General features: G+C 42.6%; 18 protein-coding genes. 2 read left to right on the top strand and 16 right to left on the bottom strand.

What is annotated here, in order from left to right; all coding sequences use genetic code 11:
* Positions 1-16 precede the first annotated feature (16 nt).
* The 6 genes from C5695_RS01775 to C5695_RS01750 all read right to left on the bottom strand — a co-directional run bounded on the left by C5695_RS01775 (position 17) and on the right by C5695_RS01750 (position 6,829).
* Entirely contained in the window at positions 17-1,777 is a 1,761-nt protein-coding gene (locus C5695_RS01775; protein ID WP_117728608.1) for a thiamine pyrophosphate-binding protein, read from the bottom strand.
* Positions 1,778-1,815: 38 nt separating this feature from the next.
* On the bottom strand, positions 1,816-2,589 hold the full coding sequence (aroD, locus tag C5695_RS01770; RefSeq protein ID WP_117728606.1) for a type I 3-dehydroquinate dehydratase: 774 nt from the start codon (positions 2,587-2,589) through the stop codon (positions 1,816-1,818).
* A 13-nt stretch (positions 2,590-2,602) separates the two neighbouring features.
* Positions 2,603-4,036, bottom strand: a complete 1,434-nt coding sequence (locus C5695_RS01765; protein ID WP_117728604.1) for an aldehyde dehydrogenase family protein — start codon at positions 4,034-4,036, stop codon at positions 2,603-2,605.
* Positions 4,033-4,890, bottom strand: coding sequence for a citryl-CoA lyase (locus C5695_RS01760; RefSeq protein ID WP_117728602.1), 858 nt, complete (start codon positions 4,888-4,890; stop codon positions 4,033-4,035). Before C5695_RS01760 ends, C5695_RS01765 begins: the two co-directional genes overlap by 4 nt.
* 321 nt (positions 4,891-5,211) lie before the next feature.
* Positions 5,212-6,033: an ammonia-dependent NAD(+) synthetase gene (gene nadE / locus C5695_RS01755; protein WP_117728600.1), complete on the bottom strand. Its 822-nt coding sequence runs from the start codon at positions 6,031-6,033 to the stop codon at positions 5,212-5,214.
* A 196-nt stretch (positions 6,034-6,229) separates the two neighbouring features.
* Complete coding sequence (locus tag C5695_RS01750; RefSeq protein ID WP_395940522.1) at positions 6,230-6,829, bottom strand: DUF1989 domain-containing protein; 600 nt, start codon at positions 6,827-6,829, stop codon at positions 6,230-6,232.
* Between the two features lie 76 nt (positions 6,830-6,905).
* On the opposite strand from C5695_RS01750, the gene C5695_RS01745 reads away from it, so the two are divergent.
* The gene (locus C5695_RS01745; RefSeq protein WP_117728596.1) at positions 6,906-8,258 is read left to right on the top strand and encodes an amino acid permease; all 1,353 of its coding nucleotides are present in this window, start codon (positions 6,906-6,908) and stop codon (positions 8,256-8,258) included.
* Here C5695_RS01745 and C5695_RS01740 read toward each other — a convergent pair.
* The 7 genes from C5695_RS01740 to C5695_RS01710 form a co-directional block, all read right to left on the bottom strand.
* Complete coding sequence (locus C5695_RS01740) at positions 8,253-9,011, bottom strand: YqcI/YcgG family protein (RefSeq protein WP_117728594.1); 759 nt, start codon at positions 9,009-9,011, stop codon at positions 8,253-8,255. The genes C5695_RS01745 and C5695_RS01740 overlap by 6 nt on opposite strands.
* 358 nt (positions 9,012-9,369) lie before the next feature.
* The gene (locus C5695_RS01735) at positions 9,370-9,975 is read right to left on the bottom strand and encodes a hypothetical protein (protein WP_117728592.1); all 606 of its coding nucleotides are present in this window, start codon (positions 9,973-9,975) and stop codon (positions 9,370-9,372) included.
* Positions 9,976-10,203: 228 nt separating this feature from the next.
* Positions 10,204-10,836 (bottom strand): LysE family translocator, encoded by a 633-nt coding sequence (locus tag C5695_RS01730; RefSeq protein ID WP_117728589.1) that lies wholly within the window; start codon positions 10,834-10,836, stop codon positions 10,204-10,206.
* 112 nt (positions 10,837-10,948) lie between these two features.
* Positions 10,949-12,136 carry an MFS transporter gene (locus C5695_RS01725; protein WP_117728587.1) on the bottom strand — a complete coding sequence of 396 codons (1,188 nt, stop codon included), beginning with the start codon at positions 12,134-12,136 and terminating at the stop codon, positions 10,949-10,951.
* 54 nt (positions 12,137-12,190) lie between these two features.
* Positions 12,191-13,237 (bottom strand): Gfo/Idh/MocA family protein, encoded by a 1,047-nt coding sequence (locus C5695_RS01720; protein WP_117728585.1) that lies wholly within the window; start codon positions 13,235-13,237, stop codon positions 12,191-12,193.
* Positions 13,234-14,100 carry an HAD-IIB family hydrolase gene (locus C5695_RS01715; RefSeq protein WP_117728583.1) on the bottom strand — a complete coding sequence of 289 codons (867 nt, stop codon included), beginning with the start codon at positions 14,098-14,100 and terminating at the stop codon, positions 13,234-13,236. The genes C5695_RS01720 and C5695_RS01715 overlap by 4 nt, the downstream gene beginning before the upstream one ends.
* The gene (locus C5695_RS01710) at positions 14,075-15,400 is read right to left on the bottom strand and encodes a DegT/DnrJ/EryC1/StrS family aminotransferase (protein WP_117728581.1); all 1,326 of its coding nucleotides are present in this window, start codon (positions 15,398-15,400) and stop codon (positions 14,075-14,077) included. Before C5695_RS01710 ends, C5695_RS01715 begins: the two co-directional genes overlap by 26 nt.
* A 109-nt stretch (positions 15,401-15,509) precedes the next feature.
* Here C5695_RS01710 and C5695_RS01705 point away from each other — a divergent pair, with 109 nt between their 5' ends.
* The gene (locus tag C5695_RS01705) at positions 15,510-16,499 is read left to right on the top strand and encodes a LacI family DNA-binding transcriptional regulator (RefSeq protein WP_117728579.1); all 990 of its coding nucleotides are present in this window, start codon (positions 15,510-15,512) and stop codon (positions 16,497-16,499) included.
* A gap of 237 nt (positions 16,500-16,736) precedes the next feature.
* On the opposite strand, the gene C5695_RS01700 is transcribed toward C5695_RS01705, so the two are convergent.
* The 3 genes from C5695_RS01700 to C5695_RS01690 all read right to left on the bottom strand — a co-directional run bounded on the left by C5695_RS01700 (position 16,737) and on the right by C5695_RS01690 (position 20,990).
* Positions 16,737-18,359: an L-lactate permease gene (locus C5695_RS01700; RefSeq protein ID WP_117728577.1), complete on the bottom strand. Its 1,623-nt coding sequence runs from the start codon at positions 18,357-18,359 to the stop codon at positions 16,737-16,739.
* A 40-nt stretch (positions 18,360-18,399) separates the two neighbouring features.
* The gene (locus C5695_RS01695) at positions 18,400-19,347 is read right to left on the bottom strand and encodes an L-lactate dehydrogenase (protein ID WP_117728574.1); all 948 of its coding nucleotides are present in this window, start codon (positions 19,345-19,347) and stop codon (positions 18,400-18,402) included.
* A 212-nt stretch (positions 19,348-19,559) separates the two neighbouring features.
* Positions 19,560-20,990: a YfcC family protein gene (locus C5695_RS01690; protein ID WP_117728572.1), complete on the bottom strand. Its 1,431-nt coding sequence runs from the start codon at positions 20,988-20,990 to the stop codon at positions 19,560-19,562.
* Positions 20,991-21,008 lie beyond the last annotated feature (18 nt).

Genomic DNA, 21,008 nt, shown 5'->3' with positions numbered 1-21,008 from the left:
AATTCCTCCCTATTCCTTAATTCACACTGACATGTGAGCGTTTTGTATTTGGTGAATAAATATCATTGATATTCCAATGACCATCAGTAGGCACAGGATCATTTTTCATCGCCACATCGATCACACATGGCTCTTGAGATGAAATTGCTTCCGCTAATGCCTCTTTGAATTCATCAGCACGGGTAATTTTTACCCCTTTCATTCCATAACCTCTAGCAATAGCAGCGAAATCCGGTGAGTAACTTTCACCATCTTTTCTAAAGACAGTGCCATAAGTCGTTTCATAATGTGCCATTTGTAAGCCAGCAATTGTCCCAAACGCACTGTTGTTCATCACAATCCACACAACCGGAATGTTCTCCTCCACAGCTGTTGCCAGCACAGATGGATTTTGACCAAAACCACCATCTCCAACAAGTGACACAACGACACGATCAGGCTGGGCGATTTTGACCCCAAGTGCTGCGGGCGCTCCGAATCCCATCGTCGCAAAACCACCTGGTGTTAAAATTGTACCTGGCGTAAACACAGGGAATTGCTGGCCTACGCCATTTTTATTCCAGCCAACATCTGTTGTTATAAAGGCATCTGTAGGCAATACTTCTCGCGCTTCCTGTAAAATGCGCTGCGGCTTCATTGGGAAGGATTCATCTTGAATATTCGTCAAATTACTCTTTTGAAATTCCTCACGATATGCAGCAATGTCTTTTTTCAATTCAGGTCGATCCTGACCTTCTGGCAGTCTCTCTCTCGCCACACGGTTCAGCACGGTTAACGCCTGCTTTAGATCAGCTACAGCTCCAATTTCTACTGGATAGTTCCGTCCAATTTCATTCGGGTCAATGTCAATATGGATCAGCTTGGTTTTTGAGAAGTTGAACGTATAATCCGATTCCCAAGAACTTGCATCCGCTTCAGCAAAACGTGTTCCTAAGGCGACAATGTAATCTGCCTCTTTACACTGATCGTTGATGAACTTTGTGCCCCAGAATCCAGTCATTCCAAGAGTCATTGAGTGATCGTCCGGCATCGCTCCTTTCCCCATTAAGGAATGAGCAACAGGGATACTGAGATGCTCAGAGAATGCCTTTAATTCCTCTGCGGCATCGGCTAGTAAAATGCCCCCTCCTACATATAAAAGTGGTTTTTCAGCCTTCAGTAATCGGTCCATGATACGTTTTGCCGTATGATCATCAATAGATGGTTTTTCTATTGTTTGTGTATGATGTTCAATCTGTTTAAATAGGGATACATCTAAATCTTTTGAGAACACATCCATCGGAACTGAAATGAGTACTGGTCCAGGACGGCCACTTTCGGCTAACTGAAATGCTTTTGACAAAATCTCTGGGAATAACTCTGGAATGTCGACACGCCATGCTCTTTTCACAAACGGTCGATAAATTTCATATTGAGAAGCATCGGAATGAAGATTAATTTCTTGGTGTGGGTGCTTTCCGTAGTAATGACTTGGGACATCTCCTGCAATAACAACCATGGGAATGGAATCAAGTGCTGCATTCGCTACTCCTGTTGCCGCATTTGTCAGTCCCGGTCCTAAATGACTGAGAACAACAGATGTCTGTTTCTTCGCTCTTGCATATCCATCTGCCGCGTGTGCAGCAATCTGTTCATGTCTCACATTCACAAATTTGATACTGCTTTTTTCAAGCGCTGATAGAAAAGCAATATTCGTATGACCACAGAGGCCAAAAATATGCTCGATTCCCCGACTTTCTAAATACTGAATGACCTGTGATGATATATTCTTTTTCATATTTCTCTCCTCTCTTGGTGCAGCTATGACTCTACTACTCACTCATTCTTTGAAAAGACAACAGATAAAACGGTATTCAAATCTTGTATGGCGACTTGACCAGGGGCTGAGCTTTCTTTTCCCACAGCAAAGGTCATCACTGATCCAAAAAGTCCGCCAATCATTCTTGTAAAAGCTCCATACTCACCCATCGCCATTGAGATGAGAGGCACCTTCAATTGATTTTTGGCATGACTGGTTGCAAAAAGCAGCTTTAATGCATCCTCATATGAATGGGGCATCACAGCTATCTTTGCAATGTCAGCACCAACCGATTCCGCATTCGCGAATATTTGCACAAGACGAGCGACTTCAGGCGTACTGTCAAAATCATGATAAGAGACAATCAAGATTACCCCATTCTCTTTAGCCGCTTGCCTGACTTTCTGCATATATGTCACATCATGCATCAATTCATAATCAATGGCCTCCACAAGCTGAGTGGCACATAGCGTTTCAAGCAGCGTTACTTTTTCTTCTATTGAAAGCGATATTGTTTCGCCTCCTTCCTTTTCAGAACGAATGGTAAACAAAATTGGAATTCCGTTCGCCTTGTCTTTCAGCCAATGAAGGGTCTCTATTACTTGTTCCTTATCATGGAGGTTCGTAAAAAAGTCAGCTCGCCACTCAATCACATCTGGTTTCTTCTTTGCTAACACCTCTAGTTCATGAATCAGCTCTTCCTTTGTTTGCCCGATTAATGGAGTACAAACCAGCGGTCGACCACCGTTCTGCACGACTTTCAGCTTGTGCTGAAATGGATTTCCATCCATATTAGCTTCCCCCTTATATACCTTCTGGAAGGACGACCATTTTGGTTTCCGTCATCTCTTCAATGGCGAATCGTGGACCTTCTCTTCCGATACCACTTCGCTTAATACCGCCATATGGCCAATGATCCAATCTGAAATTCGATGTCCCATTGATGATCACACCTCCAGTTTCAAGCTCTTTCGCCGCTTGTAACGCCACATCCAGCTGGCTCGTAAAGATCCCGGCTTGCAAACCGTAGCGACTATCATTTGCTTCTTTGATCGCTTTATTCAAATCTTCATAAGGAAGGATGCTGACAACCGGACCAAATACTTCCTCACACACGACCTTGGCCTGTTTCGGTGGGTTTAGCAAAATGGTTGGTCTAACGCTTGCTCCATTTCTTTGTCCTCCAGAAATGATGCTAGCGCCCATTTTCTCTGCTTCTTGTATCCAATCTTCTACACGTTTTGCTGCCTGTTCATCAACCATACAGCCGATATCGCTTTCACTGGACAGTGGATCTCCAACGATGAGCTGATCCACTTTTGCTTTTAGTGCCTCAGTAAATGTTTCCAGTATTTCCTTGTGGACATAAATTCGTTGAACAGAAATACAGCTTTGACCTGAATTACTGAAACCCGTTTTCGCACAAAGGGAGGCAGCTTTTTCAATATCCGCATCATAATGGACAATAGTAGCTCCATTTCCACCAAGCTCTAGTAGGACCTTTTTCAATCCAGCGGAATTCGAAATATGTTCCCCGCCGACTGCGCCTCCGGTAAAAGAAACAAGATTTGTTCTTTCATCTGTCACTAATTGTCTTCCTGCATCTACTCCACCGATAATGAGCTGTACGCTTTTTTCAGGAAATCCTGCTTCAAGCAGCAGTTTGACAAATTCTGTTGCAACCGCTGATGTTTGCGGAGCAGGTTTTAATATAATGGCATTCCCTGCTGCAAAAGCAGGACCAATTTTGTGACAAATGAGGTTGAGTGGTGCATTAAAAGGAGTAATGGCTAACACCACACCAACTGGCACTTTAAATGTCATCGCCATTGCTCCTTGTCCGCGAGATGATACATGACCAGGGATGGTCTCCCCTATTAATCGATTGGCTTCTTCCGCTGATTGCACTAACGTTTCAATAGATCGTGAGACTTCATCTCGTGTGTTTTTAAGCGGCTTTCCTAATTCTAAAGAAACGAGTTTCGCAAAATATTCTTTTTGATTTTCTAGCAATGCAGCTGCTTTTTTCAAAAGAGTCGAACGCTCTAACGCAGACATATCCACTAGTTGTTTTTTGATTTGCTGTGCAACAGTTAGTGCGTGTTCTATATCGTCTGTTGATGCTAAATAAGTTGTGCCGATTGTCTGTCCAGAGTACGGATTGATGATATCCTCTTTTTCACGGTTTGCATCAAGCCAATCCCCACCCACATATGGTAACGCTTTCAATTCACTCAAATTGTCTCACCCTCCCTCAAATGACGCGTTCCATGCCCAACGTAACGAACCAGTTTGTCTTCATTTGGACAAGGTCCTTTTACGAGGGCTCCCTTTGTTAGCTCCTCGTATGCGTGCGCCACAATACCCATTCCTCTTGATAAGGAAAAGATGCCTTTTGCCGCTTCAGCCGGGATGTTTAATTCACATTGAATCGCAGCTGATACGCCATCTATGTTCATCGTTATTTTTTTCCCTTTTCGGTTTTCAAGTTCGTGCCTGATGGCCTCCGCTAACCGCAAGTAAATACCACTAATATGACCGTGCTCGACATATGACTGACTCAATTCATATAAACGTCTCACCCGCGGATCATCATCATGCAGCTGATGGCCGATACCTGGTATCTTGGCTTTACGGGCTAACCAATCCTGACACACTTGCTTTGCCGCATATTTTACATCTTTATTTTCATCGTAAATTGATTTAGCATCGTACAGCATACACATCGCCTTTTCGCCGGCACCGCCGTGAATATCACCTAGTAGGTTCATTCCTGTTGCTACAGAGGAATTAAATGAAATGCCACAGGTAACGGCCATTCTTGCTGCAGCAATAGATGGTGCTCTTGGTCCATGGTCTGCACCTGCGACAAGAACACTCTCAAAAAGGGAAGCTTTGGAATCATCCAGCAATTCTCCGACAAGCAATAAATAAAGCATCTGTGGATATGACAATTCACCAATGAGCTCCTCAATTGGATACCCTCGTAGCTCAATTGAGTTTTTCTGAATATCACTAATCTTTGTCTCCCACCAAGCGCCCCCTTCTTTGTATATTTCCAATGCACTGCGATTTTTCATTGTGTGACTCATTCCTTTAGCTTATTTTTGGAGATGAAAATCCATTTATTCCGTCCAGTGGAACCTAATTTCACTTTTTGGAATGTGATTTCATTGTAAGCGCATTCGTTTTTGTCGTCAATCCTTTTTCTGAAAATACAGTTATTTGATGATAAATTAAGTGAATCGAACTAATTATTTTACTAACATATCGAGTAAACCTCTCTATATTTAGTAAATCAGAATTAAGTATATCGTTCTACTAATATTTAATGAAACATGTTCTATTTATCATGTCAATGTCATGTGAAATGAAAAAACCTCTCCATTAAAGGAGAGGTCTCTTACATTTTCTTATTTCCACCAGTCATCAAACATGGAAGCTGGTACTTGGCGTTTATGCTCTGATTGAACATAGCGCTTTTCAATTGCTTCTGCTGCTTGATTTGATACTGATTTTCCTTCTAAGTAATCGTCAATTTCATTGTACGTAATGCCTAGTTCTGTTTCATCCGTTTGGTGAGGTTTGTCATCCAACAGGTCGGCTGTCGGTTTCTTTAAGTATAGACGCTCAGGTGCTTGCAGCGCTTCTAGCAGCGTCCGGCCTTGTCGTTTCGTCAAACCTGTAAGCGGAAGAACATCTGCACCGCCATCACCATACTTCGTGAAGAAGCCTGTTACTGCTTCTGCTGCATGATCTGTACCGATGACAAGCAATCCTTCTTCTCCTCCGACAGCATACTGCGCGATCATTCTCATACGAGCTTTGACATTCCCTTTATTAAAGTCAGACAATGGGCCGCCTGTTTCCTTTTGATATTGTTCACTAAATGCCGTCACGGCAGGCGCAATATCATATTTCCACGACTTGTCTGGCTGAATAAATGATAAAGCCAGCTGTGCATCATCTTCATCTTGCTGCACACCATGCGGGAGACGCACCGCAATAAAGACCGCATCTTCTTTTCCTTCTTGACGCAGCTCACTTGCAGCAAGCTGTGCAAGACGGCCAGCGAGCGTTGAATCCTGTCCGCCGCTAATGCCGAGAACAAATCCTTTTGCACCGGTTTTTTTCAAGTAATCCTTTAGAAATCCAACCCGTTTTTCGATCTCCTGCTTCGGGTCAATTGAGGGCTGCACATGCAACTCTTGGCTGATCTTTTTCTGCAAACTCATACACTTTTCCTCCTAAGCATCCTCTACATGAAGAGAACAGGTTTTACTCTCAATCATTGGTTTGACAACGTTTTTTGAATTTTCATTATACCATGTTTTTATCAAGAACATTTTGTTAGACGTTCCCCTATTTCATTCATGATCAAACATTCACAAGAGAAAAAGACCACATCTTTATGGACTGGCCCCTTTCTTTTCAATCAATTTCTACTCGTATGGATGTACAGCTTGCACCATTACACTTTCCAATATCAGCAGGGCATGCTGATACGGCGACAATCAGATCCATTTCGGCTCGAAGGCGAATGTAATCACCGGGAAGCGATTTTGGCAATTCCACAGATAGCTTTCCTTTTTCATCAATGACAGTATTCATAAAAGCATTAAAAGGATAGTACATATCCTCCTTCGGAATCCCAAATGGCTCAAAGGCAGTCCATAGATTATCATAGCATGTATGCAAGACCTCTAAATGCGTCCGTCCGTATAACAGCTGATACATTTCTTGCCGGCAGGCGGGCATGTATAAATCATGGCATTCCACTGTATCTTCAATGACCGTAAACATCGGTTTGTATAAATTAGAATAGAGCTTGTCGCCTTTTTTCACTTTGGACGAGAATAGGCTGTCCATTGTCGCACCTTGGTCAAATTTTTCATAAAAATCCTTTTCATGATAGGCCATGACATCTGCTACTTGCTGGCCTTCAACATCAACCACTCGCATACATTGGCCTTTTCCTAAGCGAAAGCCGTGTCCACCCTTTGGTAAAATCACGTATTCTCCGTTCAACATATGCACTCCTTTCATTGACAGTATGCCCAAAACGTGCCCTTGATCATGTATAAAAAAAAGCCGCGGTCACAAGCTAATGTCATTGAAATCGAAAGGTGTTGCACATGCATTGAAAGAAGAACAAACTTTATCTTGGTGGCAGCTTTCTCTCATCGGAGTCGGCTGTACAATTGGCACTGGTTTCTTCCTTGGTTCCAGTATTGCCATTACAAAGTCCGGTTTTTCCGTCTGTATTTCTTTTTTGCTTGCTGCAGTTGGAACCTATCTCGTCTTTAAACATTTGGCTGCGATGACAGCTGATAACCCTGATAAAGGGTCATTTTGTTCCTATGCTCGTAAAGCATATGGACGATGGGCAGGGTTTAGCAATGGCTGGGTATATTGGTTTGCAGAAATGCTGATTACGGGAAGTCAGTTAACAGCGATTTCTCTCTTTACCCGTCACTGGTTTCCATCTGTACCGCTCTGGGTGTTTTCTGCGATTTATTCTGCTCTTGCCCTGCTCGTCATTATCATAGGGCTTTCTTCTTTTCAAAAGACAGAAAATGTCCTTGCGGTACTGAAGACAGCGGCAATTTTTCTGTTTATGATTCTTGCAGTGCTTGTGTTATTTGGCATTCTGACAGATCATAAACCAACCCTCCACCTCCCAAACAAAGATCACGAATGGATGCCGCTCGGTACACTTGGCCTTTGGAATGGATTGATTTATGCGTTTTATGCATTTGGGGGAATTGAAGTCATGGGGCTGATGGCGGTTCATCTAAAGGATCCAAAGGATGCAGCAAAATCTGGACGCGTCATGCTGATCATTCTAGCGTTGATCTACATCGTCTCAATTGGACTGGCTCTCTTGCTTGTCCCAGTAACAGCCTTTAACGAGAACAGCAGTCCATTTATTACATCATTAGAGCCATTTCATTTATCGATCTTTTTGCATATCTTTAATGGCATTTTTATTATTGCCGGATTTTCGACTTTGGTTGCCTCTCTTTATGCAGTCACGACGCTACTTGGCACAATGTCGGAGCATCAAGATGCACCTGCTTGTTTTAAACAAAAAGACCCATCTCATGTCAGATGGTCTTCCATTATCTTAACTGCTGCTGGATTAATTGTCTCGATTTTGCTGGCACTCTTTTTGTCCAAACACATCTACGAGCATCTCACAACAGCAGCGGGTCTTACCCTTCTGTACACATGGATATTCATTCTGTTCTCAAGTAAAAAACTATCAAAGCCATCCACTCGCCAAACGTGCGAAATGATTCTTGCGCTGCTCTTAATCGGAGCCGCCGTTTCAGGCACATTAACAGAGGCAAGCGGACGACCTGGCTTTTTTATCAGCCTTGGGATCATTGCAGTGATTGCCATCATGGTGCTATTTATGAGGAAAAAGTGGAAGCAACAGGATCAAACCGCATCATAATTTCATCATGTTTTTTAATGCAGTAAATGGACATTTGGCGGAGGCTGGTTTCTCCGCCTCTTCGTCTGAGAGGAAATATTGCTTCCATTCTAAATTTTTCTGGTCACCGTACCATTTTAATGCTGGATGTACATCTACTTGATCATACGCCTTCAGTCGCTTCCGAACGAGTTTACTCATTTTTTGCCCAAATGTCGTCGATCCGTTCATCTTTTCAAACACCCACCTTGGTTGGAAGGCCAGCATGAGATAAGGGAAATGTCGGCTTTTTCTCAGCCGATGTGCAGGCGTCGCACACAAAATAAAATACGGCTCCCCATGAAAACAAAACTCCCATTCGTGATGGTCAGGATCTGCCGGAATCTCCTCAGGCCATTTCGTTTCATCCTTCTGATGTAATCGCTGAACCAAAGACCAGAACTGTTCCTCAAATTCTTCAATCGAATGCTCCTTTAAATCCTGTGGCGTTTCAAAAAAGCAAATGAATGAAGCGTATTGACCGGTTTCCCTAGAACAGCTTTGGTATTCCCTTAAAAGCTCCGCTAACTCATCCACTGCCTCTTCTCCGCGCGGGTCACCAACAAACCCATAACGTAAATGATCGAGAAAAAACCCCTGTCTTCCGGGTACACAAGGGAATGTATCTGCCTCATCTCCTACCATCTCTCCAAATAGCGTAAAAGCATCTCGCTTCCATTCTTCAAGTGATCGTAGATTTTGATCAAGGCAACTTTTTGCATACAGCTGGACCATTGTCTTCCACCTCGTTTTAGCGTCTTCACCATAGCCTATGAGGTGGAAAAGGGTGTGGTGACTGTCCTGAAACGACTTAGTTTTTGATCAAAAAAAAGAAGCAGGCTTCAGTTTGCCTGCTTTTTATTTAATGTTCTCATTCTTAAATTCTGAACTGTGTTAACAAAACTTCATGATATTTTGTTTATAAGTTTCCCTATAATAATAATTAATAGCGCCAAGCCAACAAAAGTACCGATAGAACTTGGTTCAATATTGAAAAATGTAGGAAATATAAACAAATTAAATATAAATATGAACGTGGCTAATATTAGTAAAAATCTGTACAATGTAAAATTCAACTCCCCATATCCTCATATTACTGCCTCCATGGAATTCCGTTAGCATGATAGATGTCACCTGTTAATGGATTTCTCACCATATGATAACCTATGCCATACTTCCCATTTCCAGAAATAAGTTTTATAGCTGAACCTGCAAAAAATAATATACCAGAAATAGCACCAATATAAGGAACAAACTTCGCAAATTTTCCAGCAGCCTTAAGAGCACCAGCTATACTGGCTATAGCTCCAGTTGATCCATAACCACCCTCTATTATATTTACTATTTTTTTAGTAGTACATGAATCTAAATATAGAGTCGCTCTAGTTCCTGCCCAACTTATTTGAGTTCCATTTTTCCCTTTACATGATGCTCTTGTAGATAGACTTGGTTTACTATTTACTAACTCTTCTGTCGATTCGATTAAATCATTTCTTTTACTATTTTTAATTGAATACTTATTAACCTGAATTTTTTCATTTTCTTTATCTGGATTTTTAGTAATAACTTCATATTCATAGATTTCATTATCGTCTTCAATAACATTAAACACTGTTTTATTTTTTTCTGATTCAATTAATAAAAAGTTATTAGGATCAAAATCGTGATCTTTTAATTCAGATTCCTTAGCTGTTGCCATAGCATTTAACCGATGGAAGAATTGTAGAAAATATCAATACTACCACTAACAAAATACTTACTTTCTTAAACATAAACAAATCTTCCTTTCAATTAATTATATCCCAACCCTAACATCCCTAAATTATCCATTCAAATGAAAAAAGAACTAATTTTACCTAAAAAATCAGTATATTTATAGCACCAAAATCAAACAAACAGACTGAATGTTCAGTCTGTTTGTTCACTCTTATGAACCAATCAACGCCATGATACCTTGATACCCAAAATAGGCACCGAAGCCAAGTAAAGAGAGACCTGCAAGAACGGATAAGCCATGTAAGACACGTTCACTTAAATAACGCCGAAACGAACTAGCAAGCAGTGCCATACTGAAATCCCAGATCAGCATGCCAATAAAAATAGCGATACTGTACATCAGCATTTGGGATGCCCCATACTTTTCAATCGTATTGGCCAAAATACTGCCGTAGATACCAAGCCAAAATAAAATGCTAAGCGGGTTGGATAGAGAAATGAAAAACCCCGTCATGAATGAATTCCCGACGGACGTGTTTCCCCCGTCCTTTTTGGGGCTCTCCTGTAAATTGATTTTACGCAGGCTTTCAATGCCGGTATAGGTCAGAACGAAAAAGCCGAACAGCCACAAAAAGGTTTTCACAAGAGGTGCGGTTAAAAGCTGGGCGACACCAAAATAGATGAGGAGCATATAGACAATATCCGCAGCCATAGCCCCCACACCAAAAATCCACGCGTGCCAAAACCCACTTTTAATCCCTCTGTCAATCTGGGCTGCATTGACTGGCCCAACAGGCGCTGAAAGTGACAACCCTAAAAAAATATAACCAAAAAACACCGCCACATAGACGTCCTCCTTTTGATGCTGACTTGTACATATTATTCAAACATTCTGTGTTTTAGTACAAGTCCTTTGTCATCTTTTCAGGTGGACTCAAAGGGAGCCTATGTATTGCTTACCGATCGGCTTTCAGCGCCGATTGCTGCGGCAGGACGGTTTCTTTTTTCTTCACTCGATTCATTTGAGTCGCAGCTGCAAACAGAAGAACCGCTAAGAAGGCGAAAACAAAGACAGCACTTGCTGCTCCTGCCCATTCAAGACTAAATCCAATCAAGAAGGACAAGCAGGCTCCGCCTAAACTTGCGGCTGCAATAAAGTAACTTGTCGCCTCATCAATGGCATTTTCAATCATTAATGCAGATGCAGTCAGTGCGATTGGGAACATACCAGCTGCGCACAGACCGATGAAGAAAATGAGAATCAGCTGCGCAGCGATGTGGGTTGTCAGAGCAAAGATAACGAGCAATAAAATCATGAGTGCTGCGCTTAGCTTTAAAAAACGAAGCGGATGCAGCTGATCAGCTTTTCTCGCAATGATCGTTCTGCCAATGACGATGGCTGTCCAAAAGGTAGAGACTGCAAAGAGGCCCCAATGATCTCCCCCTTTTTCCAGCATGATCGACGGCAAAAAGTTCGCAAAGTTCGTTTCAATTCCTGCATAGAAAAAAGCAAAACAGATCATGAGCACCACAATCATTCGATTGTTTCGATCAACAAGTAAGGACGGCTTTTTCATCACTTTGGAGGGAGGTGCCATCTGCCCACGAGGCAATTTGTTCATAAAGGCAATCCAGAGCATAAGGAAAAAAGTCAGTGCACCGACCTGAAATAAAAACACAAAGTGCCACGTCTGCTCAGTGACAGTCAGCAGAATCACAAGTGGAAATATCAGCGCTCCTAACCCAAAGAAGACCTCCATGATGCTGATTCGCTTTGCACTGTTTGCCATCGAAATCACATACGCTCCAGCTGTTGTCTCAAGACTGCCTGCACCACTCCCAAGAAAAAAGCCTGCCAGTACAAGTGTTGTCCAGCCCGGCACCAAAAGCCCAAGGAGAAGTGACCCGATCATCAGCAAAAGACCCATGGTCAGAACAGCACCATAGCCTTTTTTCCTCACAAGAATGGGGGATAATAGAACACCGGTCAAAAAACCAATAAACTGAAAAAAGATTAAAGAAGATAATTCCCCAGGACCCTTATCGTAACTTGACAGTAAATAAGGAGTTAAGCTGCCAAAAAACACATGAATGGTCCCAATAAAAAAATAAAACACACAACCAAAATAAAATACTTTTTTCATCTTTTCACTTCCTCTAAAAAGGAGCGGAGTTATGACATCCTCCGCTCCTCCTCTTTAATATGCCCGTGCAGACTCGACAGCCTCTTCCCTCTCGAAGCATGTATTAAGCGCAGCCTGTGCGCGATACCCATCTTCAAAATCAGCGACTTTCATATGAGATGGATATCGATCTGTATTCACCCAATGCATCAGCTGATCGCGGAACGTATCAGACCATCCGTAAAATTCATTTGGCGGATCTGTCAGCAGGGTTTGCGGCATTTGATGACGCTCCACACACAATCCATCACTGATCTCATATTCGTTTTTCATGTTCGTATGGTATTTGAATACCTTGTCATGACCAACGACTTCTACACTAAATCCGCATTCCTCAGGCTGCGTGCTTTTGGATGTGACCAAATGGAAGAACACTTGATTCTCCATCTGACCAAAAATTTCAGTATGATCATCCACCTGTACCTTTTTGTCTTCTTTTTCCTTTACATGTGTTAGCATCTTGGTGTTAAGCGCATCTTTCTTCATGTCACTGCCAAATAAATACCACAGCATATCAATTAAATGAATGCCAAGATCTCCTAAAGCTCCGCTTGTACGCAGACTCTCGCTGCTGTCTCGCCATGAAAATGTCTTCCTTCTGAGAGCACTATTCTTCTTAAAATGAGTTCTGACGGTCAAAATGCGGCCTAATTCACCATTGGCAATCAAGTTCTTTAAAATATTCACAAAGGATAAGTAACGATAATTAAAGCCCATACTGGCTTGAACCTGGAACTGTTTAGCTGTCTCCACCATTTCCTTCGCTTCCTTCAGAGATACAGCCATCGGCTTTTCGCATAAAATCGGCTGTCCTGCTCTTAGTGCCTGAAGGGCATGGTCCTTGTGACAAAAGTTAGGGGAAGCAATGATCAACCCATCAGATGCATCTGCCAGCGTATCAATACATGAATACACACGGCCGCCATACTGTTTAATGAATCCTTGTGCCACTGACTCGTGCAAATCATAGACACCTGCTAATTCTGCACCTTTGATCGTTGATAATGCTCTTGCATGTGCTTTTGCAATATTCCCTGCTCCAACAATTCCAATTTTCTTCATGAATGTGCCTCCTCATGTTTATACATCACTGTTTTCAGTGTTTCATAGATTCCTTTTGCATACCCATGATGACAAATCTGATGATGGTGCCGCTTCGCTTCGGCCGTCGCATTTTGGACGAGGTAACCATGCGTGACGGATTGTAGCATCCGCAAATCGTTCCCACTATCACCAAAGGCAAACCCTTGATCTTTCGATAGATGATATTGGTTCAGCATAAAGCGGACAATTTCATCCTTCCCTGTTCCGACTGGTAAAAAATCGACATCATAGCAATCCGCAGGGTCTCCTGCAAGCGGGTTGCATTTATTGATGTTGACCGCCACCCCGCGCTCCTTGGCAAGCGTTTGGATGAATGAAAGATGGTGAAGGTCTGTCCGTTCATCTTGCTCCTGATAGTAGAAATTCTTCTTATATCCTGAGCTGCCCAGTTGCGTTTGCGGTCTGAGATGAATGCCCTTTTCGCGTATGACTTCCAGGATGTCTTCAATCTTTTCATCAGAAAAGCCCTGCGCATCCAGCCGCTTCATCCACTCCGTGTCTGGCTGTCCAAAACGAGCATCCGACGTATACACAATCTCAGTCCCTAAGTTCGATGCAATGAAATGCGGGAATTGATGAAAACCGCCTTTTTCCATTTTGCTCGTAACAGAATCGAGGCTGCTTCCCGTCACCCAGCCCAGCATAAGCTGCCCTGCTTCGCTCTTTTCTGCTACAAAGGCTTCAAGCCGCTTGATATCTTCTCTCTGCTCCTCTGTCATTCCGTGAGAATAATAGGTTTCATCAAAATCACAGAAGACAATCCACTGCGGGTTCTTCGGCTGATTGAGCAGCTTTTTATTGAATGGAAGACTTGATAACATGATGAACCCCCTCGATGACCTTCTCCTGATCTTGCAGCGGCATACCTGGATACAGCGGCAAGTGAAGTAACTGCTGTGCTGCTTTTTCCGTGTGTGGAAGTGTCGTTTGTTTATACTTCTGAGAAACAAGATTTGTTTGATGCTGATGCGATAGGATTGGATAGTAAACATCTGTCTCTATGCCCATTTCCAGCAATTTCGCTGCCAGCTCATCCTGTTCTCCCTTTAGCACTCTGATCGGGAACAGATGCCAGACATGATCATCCGTCAACTTCGGAAGCTTCAAGTATCCTTCTTCCTCAAGCGTTTGAAGCTGATCAATATATCGCTTTGCTAAGTAAAAGCGTTTAAAGTTTTGCAAACCTAAATACTTCATGCGTTCGAGTCCGATCGCTGCCTGCAAATTATCAATTTTAGAATTAAAGCCGTAGTCACTGCGTTTGACATTTTTCTTTCCTGCTTCAAAGCCGTGATAACTGATCTCCATGCATTTTTCCGCTAAGGCTTCATCATTTGTAGCAATGGCCCCTGCCTTACCGCAGACACCAAGGTTTTTGTAAGGATTAAAACTGAGAACAAGTCCATCTCCATGTGCCCCAAGACCGCTGCTTCCAATCGCCTGACAGCCATCCTCAATCATTTTCAATCCATGCTTTTTCGCAATCGCCGAAATGGCCTTCATATCTGCTTGCTTTCCATATAAATGAACTGGAAGAATGCATACCGTTTGATCTGTGATATGCTTTTCAATTTCACTTGGCGCTAAGCAATAAGTATCTGGATCAATATCTGCATAGACTGGAACAGCGCCAATCGCAAGCACTGCATTTTCTGTTGCAGCAAAACTATTCGCTGGCAAAATGACCTCATCTCCTGGATGGACGCCTGCTGATATGAGGCTGATCATCAAGGCATCTGTTCCACTTGATGTCGCAATGACATATTTTTTCCCTAAGTACTCAGCGAGCTGCTTTTCAAACTCAGGAATATAAGGCCCTGAAGTAAAACGGCCAGAGCTAAGTACTTCTTTCAACACCTGCATAATATCATCGATTTCATCCTCTGAAATCAGTTTATCAACCGGCAGGAACGGTATCTTTTTTTCCTTATTTTGTTTATAATGGAAGAGAATTTTTTCCAAGCCTGCGCGCTCTACATCTTGCTCAAGGAACGTCACCAGCTTTTCATTTGCTAGGTGCTTTTCAACTGAATCAGACTTTACTTGAACACCTTGATTGATCATATCCAGCAAAGGGAGATAATCCTTGCTTTTACCTGATATCTTCGTCAATATTTGCATTCCATTCCCTCCAATTAATCAATTCCATTTGTTAATATTTAACTTGTTTCACATTGTAAATGATGTTATCGATTTCAGAACAATAACTTTGTGTAAAGGATTTGTTAAAATGTGTACAATTTATGAAATTGCCAAACGCTGCGGGGTTTCAACCACCACCGTTTCGAGAGTGCTGAATCATCATCCATATGTGTCTGAGGAAAAGCGTCAGCTCATTTTACAGGTGATGAAAGAAATGGAATATACACCAAGTTCAGCAGCTCGCACCCTTCGTTCACATCAGACAAAAACCATCGCTGTATCTGTCCCGGCTGTGGACCATCCTTTTTTTGCACAATTGATTAAAGGCATTTCAAAGGAAGCGCTGGATCAAGGCTATAAGGCCATCGTGCTACAGACGTTTTATCAGGAATCATTAGAGCTTGAAGGACTTCAATTATTAAAAAGAAGAGAAGTAGATGGGGTCATATTGGGGGCATTAGAAAATCCGTGGGAGAAAATCGAGCCATTTTTAACGAACGGGCCCATTGTCATGGCAAACGAATATCATCAAACGGCAGACATCCCGATTATTGGATACGATGAGCGGGAAGCCGCCTATAAAGCAGTTGACTACTTGATTCGATCGGGGCGAAAATCGATCGGGTTTTGCTTTGATACTGAAAGCAGTGAAGCTCAGAAGCAAAGGAAACAGGGCTACCTTGATGCTCTTTCTGCTCACGGTTTGCCGCTGCATGACGATTGGCTGTTTGGAGAGGCTTTCACTATTGAAGACGGCTTTCGTTTAATGGATGCCATCCATAACATGAAAAATGCGCCTGATGCCATTTTCACTGGCAATGATCAAGTCGCCGCAGGGCTCATTAAACAAGCCATTTCATATGGTTATCAAATTCCTAAGGATCTAGCGGTGATCGGCTATGACAATCAAGATATTTGCGAGGTGACAGCTCCAACGATCACCACAATAGACATCCCGATCGTAGAGCTTGGCCAACGTTCTGTGCAGCAAATGATCGAGCTTCTACAAGAACAAAAACCATTACAGCGCGAACATATTCAGCTGCCTACCCGGCTCGTGACAAGAGAATCGACATAAACAAAAAAAGACTGAGAGCTATCTCAGTCTTCAGATTGTTGACAAAGGGCTAAAATGATCTTGATTTTAGCCCTTTGTCTTCCTTTCAGCGTGATAGAAAACCTTTGAAGTCTAGGAAGGACGAGTACTGGCGCGGAGCGAATTTGACATTCGTGAGCACTAGCACGCAGGACTGACAACGAATGCTAGGGTTTGTCTACACGCTAAGACTGAGAGCTATCTCAGTCTTCTTTAAACCTATACAAATTGAGCAAGAATGAATGTCCATACACACACAATGCCGAGCAGGATGAAGCTGTACTTAACAGTCTTTTGGAAGAGTTCAGATTCTTTACCTGTTTCTCCAACAGCTGCTGTAGCAATAGCGATTGATTGTGGAGAAATTAATTTCGCCATGACCCCGCCGGTTGTATTTGCCCCGATTAACAAACCTGCCTGTGAGCCGATTTGAGAAGCAGTGACTGCTTGAAGGTTACCGAATAAGGCGTTGTTACTCACGACAGACCCTGTAATAAATACCCCGATCCAGCCAAGCACTGGGCTGACAAGCGGGAACAAGTCACCGGTTTTGGCAAGTGCAAGTCCAATCGCTGAGCTCAGTCCAGCGAAGTTCGCCAAGTTGGCAAAGCCCATGACAAAGCAAATGGTGAGAACAGGCACCCAAAGCTCTTTCACCGCTGCTTTTAAGCAGGCAGCGCCTTCAGTTAATGTAATATGTCTGCTAAACAAACCTGTCAGCATCACCGCAATCAGAATGGCGGTACCCGTTGCACTGATGACATCAATTTTAAAGATTGCATCAATGGGTGTTTCTGTTTGTGCAATTGGTGGTAATTTCATAATTTGCTGATGCAAAAATGGCATTTTCACTAAAATGGTTGTCCAGTTAAGCGGACCTCCTACAGCAAATAATGCTTTAAATGCTGGCAGGCTCCATACTGTAATCACCGCAGTTAAAATATAGAACGGAGACCATGCTTTCAGCACTTCAACGCCGCGATACGTTTGTTTCTGCTCAATGGCAGGTGCTCCTTCTTCACGATAAATGTGCTTCGGCTGCCATTTTCGAAGAAATAAAGCCAAAATACCCATACTTGCTAAAGCTGAAATAATATTGGCAAGCTCAGGACCCATTGTGACCATTGTGACAGCTTGCAAAATCGCATAGCTTCCACTCACAACAAGCAATGCGGGTAGCGTTTCTTTAATCCCTTTGAAGCCGTCCACAATAAGAATGAGGAGAAACGGAATACAGAATGAAATAAACGGAATCGTAAACACAAGGGTTTGAGATAACGCAAGCGGCGTCATATTACCCATTTGCGCCCCTGTGATGACTGGAATGCCTACTGCCCCAAATGCGCCAGACGCAGCATTGGCAATCAAACAGAGCATCGCAGCTTTCAGTGGTTTAAACCCAAGCTCTGTTAAGAGAGCGGCACTGATCGCAATCGGTACACCAAACCCAGCGGCTCCCTCTAAAAATGCGTTAAAGCTAAAACCAATTAATAAGAGCTGAAGACGTTGATCTTGAGAGATTCCTGCAATACTAGAACGAATGACATCGAATTTACCAGATTTCACAGCAATTTTATAGAGCCATACCGCCATGATGACGATATATCCAATCGGCCACAGCCCATTAGATATACCGAGCAGCACAGCAGATAATGCCTTTTCAATTGGCATATGAAAGAAGAAAACAGCTATTACAAAACTAACGATTAAAGTAAAGCATGCGGCTAAAACACCTTTTAACTTAAATACGGTTAATGCAAGTAAGAAAAACAAGATTGGAAGCATTGCCACAATTGCACTCACGAACTCATTACCAAACGGATCATATATTTGCTGCCACATAGTGATTCATCCTTTTCTGCTCAGATAGGTTGCTTTTTGATTAAAAATGAGGAGCCAAAATCTCTTTTAACACATTCACACTATGTGCGAACTTTTCTTTTTCTGTATCATTAAGGGCAAGCTCCATCACTTCTGTTGCGCCATTTCGATTCACAAGGGCAGGTACACCAATGTAGACATCTTCTGCTCCGTACTCTCCATCTAAGTAAGTGCTGACAGTCAAAATGCTGTTTTCATTGTGCAAAATTGCTCTTGTAATGCGTGCTAAACTCATCGCCACCCCGTAGTAAGTGGCGCCTTTTTTCTCAATGATTTGGTAAGCAGCATGGCGGACATTTTCCATCATTTCATCTAAGTCTTCTTGTTTGTATTGATCATTTCTCTTCATTAATTCTGTAATCGGTACACTTCCGATATTCGCATGACTCCAAACAGCAAGCTCTGTATCGCCATGCTCTCCAATGATATACGCATGCACATTGTGTGCTGCTGCTTCAAAGTACTCACTGAGCATGTATCTAAATCTTGCCGTATCAAGCGTTGTTCCACTGCCAATCACTCGTTCTTTTGGCAGTCCACTGAATTTCCAAGTCGCATATGTCAAAATATCAACTGGGTTCGTGGCAACTAAGAAAATACCATCGAATCCGCTTTTCATCACATTGTCTACAATGCCTTTAAATATATTTAAGTTTTTCTCTACAAGGTCAAGTCTCGTTTCACCTGGCTTTTGGTTCGCTCCAGCACAGATACATACAATGTCTGCATCCTGACAATCCTCATAATCTCCATACCATGTGTTTACCGGATGCGGAGCAAATGCTTTCCCGTGGTTTAAATCCATGACGTCACCCATTGCTTTATCTTGATTCAAATCGATGACAACCAATTCATCTGTGATCACTTGATTTATTAATGTAAAGGCATAACTGCTACCGACAAAACCTGCTCCAATAAGTGCTACTTTGTTTACTTTTTCGTTTGTCATTTATCTCATCCTCCTGAGTAAAACTAGGCTGTTTTTTATTTGTGAAGTATTTCACATTCTTATTGTGCAACATTTCACAAACTTTTGCAAGGGGTTTACTCAAAAAAATATGTAGCCAATTTGTGAACATACTTATTGTGCTTTTAAAGCGCTGCCTCCATGCATATTTCCTCAAGAAAAAGCTGCCAAACCATGTCGGCAGCTTATAGATTTTAATAAGGTCCCCAGTTGATCATGACACCGATACAAATAAATACAAGACCGATGACAAACCAAATGAGCGCAAGTGGCACCATAAAACGAAGCCATTTCACATAAGGAATACCACTTGCAGCAAGCACAGCCATAAGCACACCTGACGTCGGATTGATACAGTTGACGACCCCTTCACCGAGCATAACCGCTTCGACAGCTACCTGTCTTGTAATGCCCATTAAATCAGCCAACGGCGCAAGAATTGGAATGAAGACAACCGCTTCTCCTGAACCTGATGAAATCAAAAAGTGAAGAAGTGCACTCGCAATATACATCCCGATCGCACCCGCAATCGGACTAAATCCTGTCAGCATACTCGCCAAACCATTGACCACTGTATCAAGTAGCTTCCCGTTTTCTAAAATGACCGAAATACAGCGTGCCATTCCAACAATGAGTGCACCGTATACGAGGCTTTGACAGCCAACAATAAACGTCTTCGCGATATCATTGGCTGCTAGCCCGCCAAGCAATCCAGCAGCAATGGCCATAAAAATGAACACACCCGCCATTTCCTTATCCGTCCAGCCAAGCTGAAGCGCGCCATATAAGAATCCTCCAAGAGATAATCCACATACTGCTAAAATCAGCTTATGTCTGCCAGTAAATGCAGGCTTGTCCACAGATTCTGCTTCAGCTCCGCCAAGTCCCTGAGCAGGAAACCATTGATCACCAAGAAGACTTCCCTTTTCTTTATTCTTTAGGCGTCTTGTATATAAATAGATGTACACAATGCTAGATATAAGAAAGCAAAGATAAATAATGACACGCAGGCCAATGCCAGAAAAGATCGGCAGCTCTGCAATCGTTTGAGATAATCCGAGTGGAGACGGAGACAAAATGGTTGCGTTAAATCCGGCATAACAGCCGATGTAAATGACCGCCGCTCCTGCCACAGCATCCCACTTCAAAGACCTTGCCACAATAATCCCGATTGGTATAAATCCAATAACAGAGTTCACAACAATTCCGGTCGTACCAAGCACCGAAAATAACCCTCCAACAATACAAATAAACAATAATTGCTTCGTTTGAAATCGGCTGATGACATGATGAATCATTCCATTAATCGCACCTGTTTTCTCCAAAATGGCAATGGTTCCGCCAGTAAATAGAATGAGAAAGATAATAGACGCGGACCCTACCATCCCTTCTTGTATCGCTGTGAAAAAGCCCACTGGACTTACTGGTGATTGATCAATGCGGTGATAGCTTCCAGGAACAGCTGTTGTGATTTCCCCTGATGTTTTTCGGTCAAACTCACCCGCTGGTACAAAATACGTTGCAATGGTACAAACGAGCGCAATGATAAATAAGAGAACATACGCATCCGGCATTTGAAGTTTTCTTTTCTGTTTCTCTGGTGATGATACTGTTGCTGTTTTCATGTGCCAAAACCCCTTTGT

The organism is Bacillus pumilus, assembly GCF_003431975.1.
Taxonomy (GTDB): Bacteria; Bacillota; Bacilli; order Bacillales; family Bacillaceae; genus Bacillus; species Bacillus pumilus_N.
The sequence above is the reverse complement of the archived record's forward strand: the minus strand, read 5'-3'. Positions and strand labels throughout refer to the sequence as shown.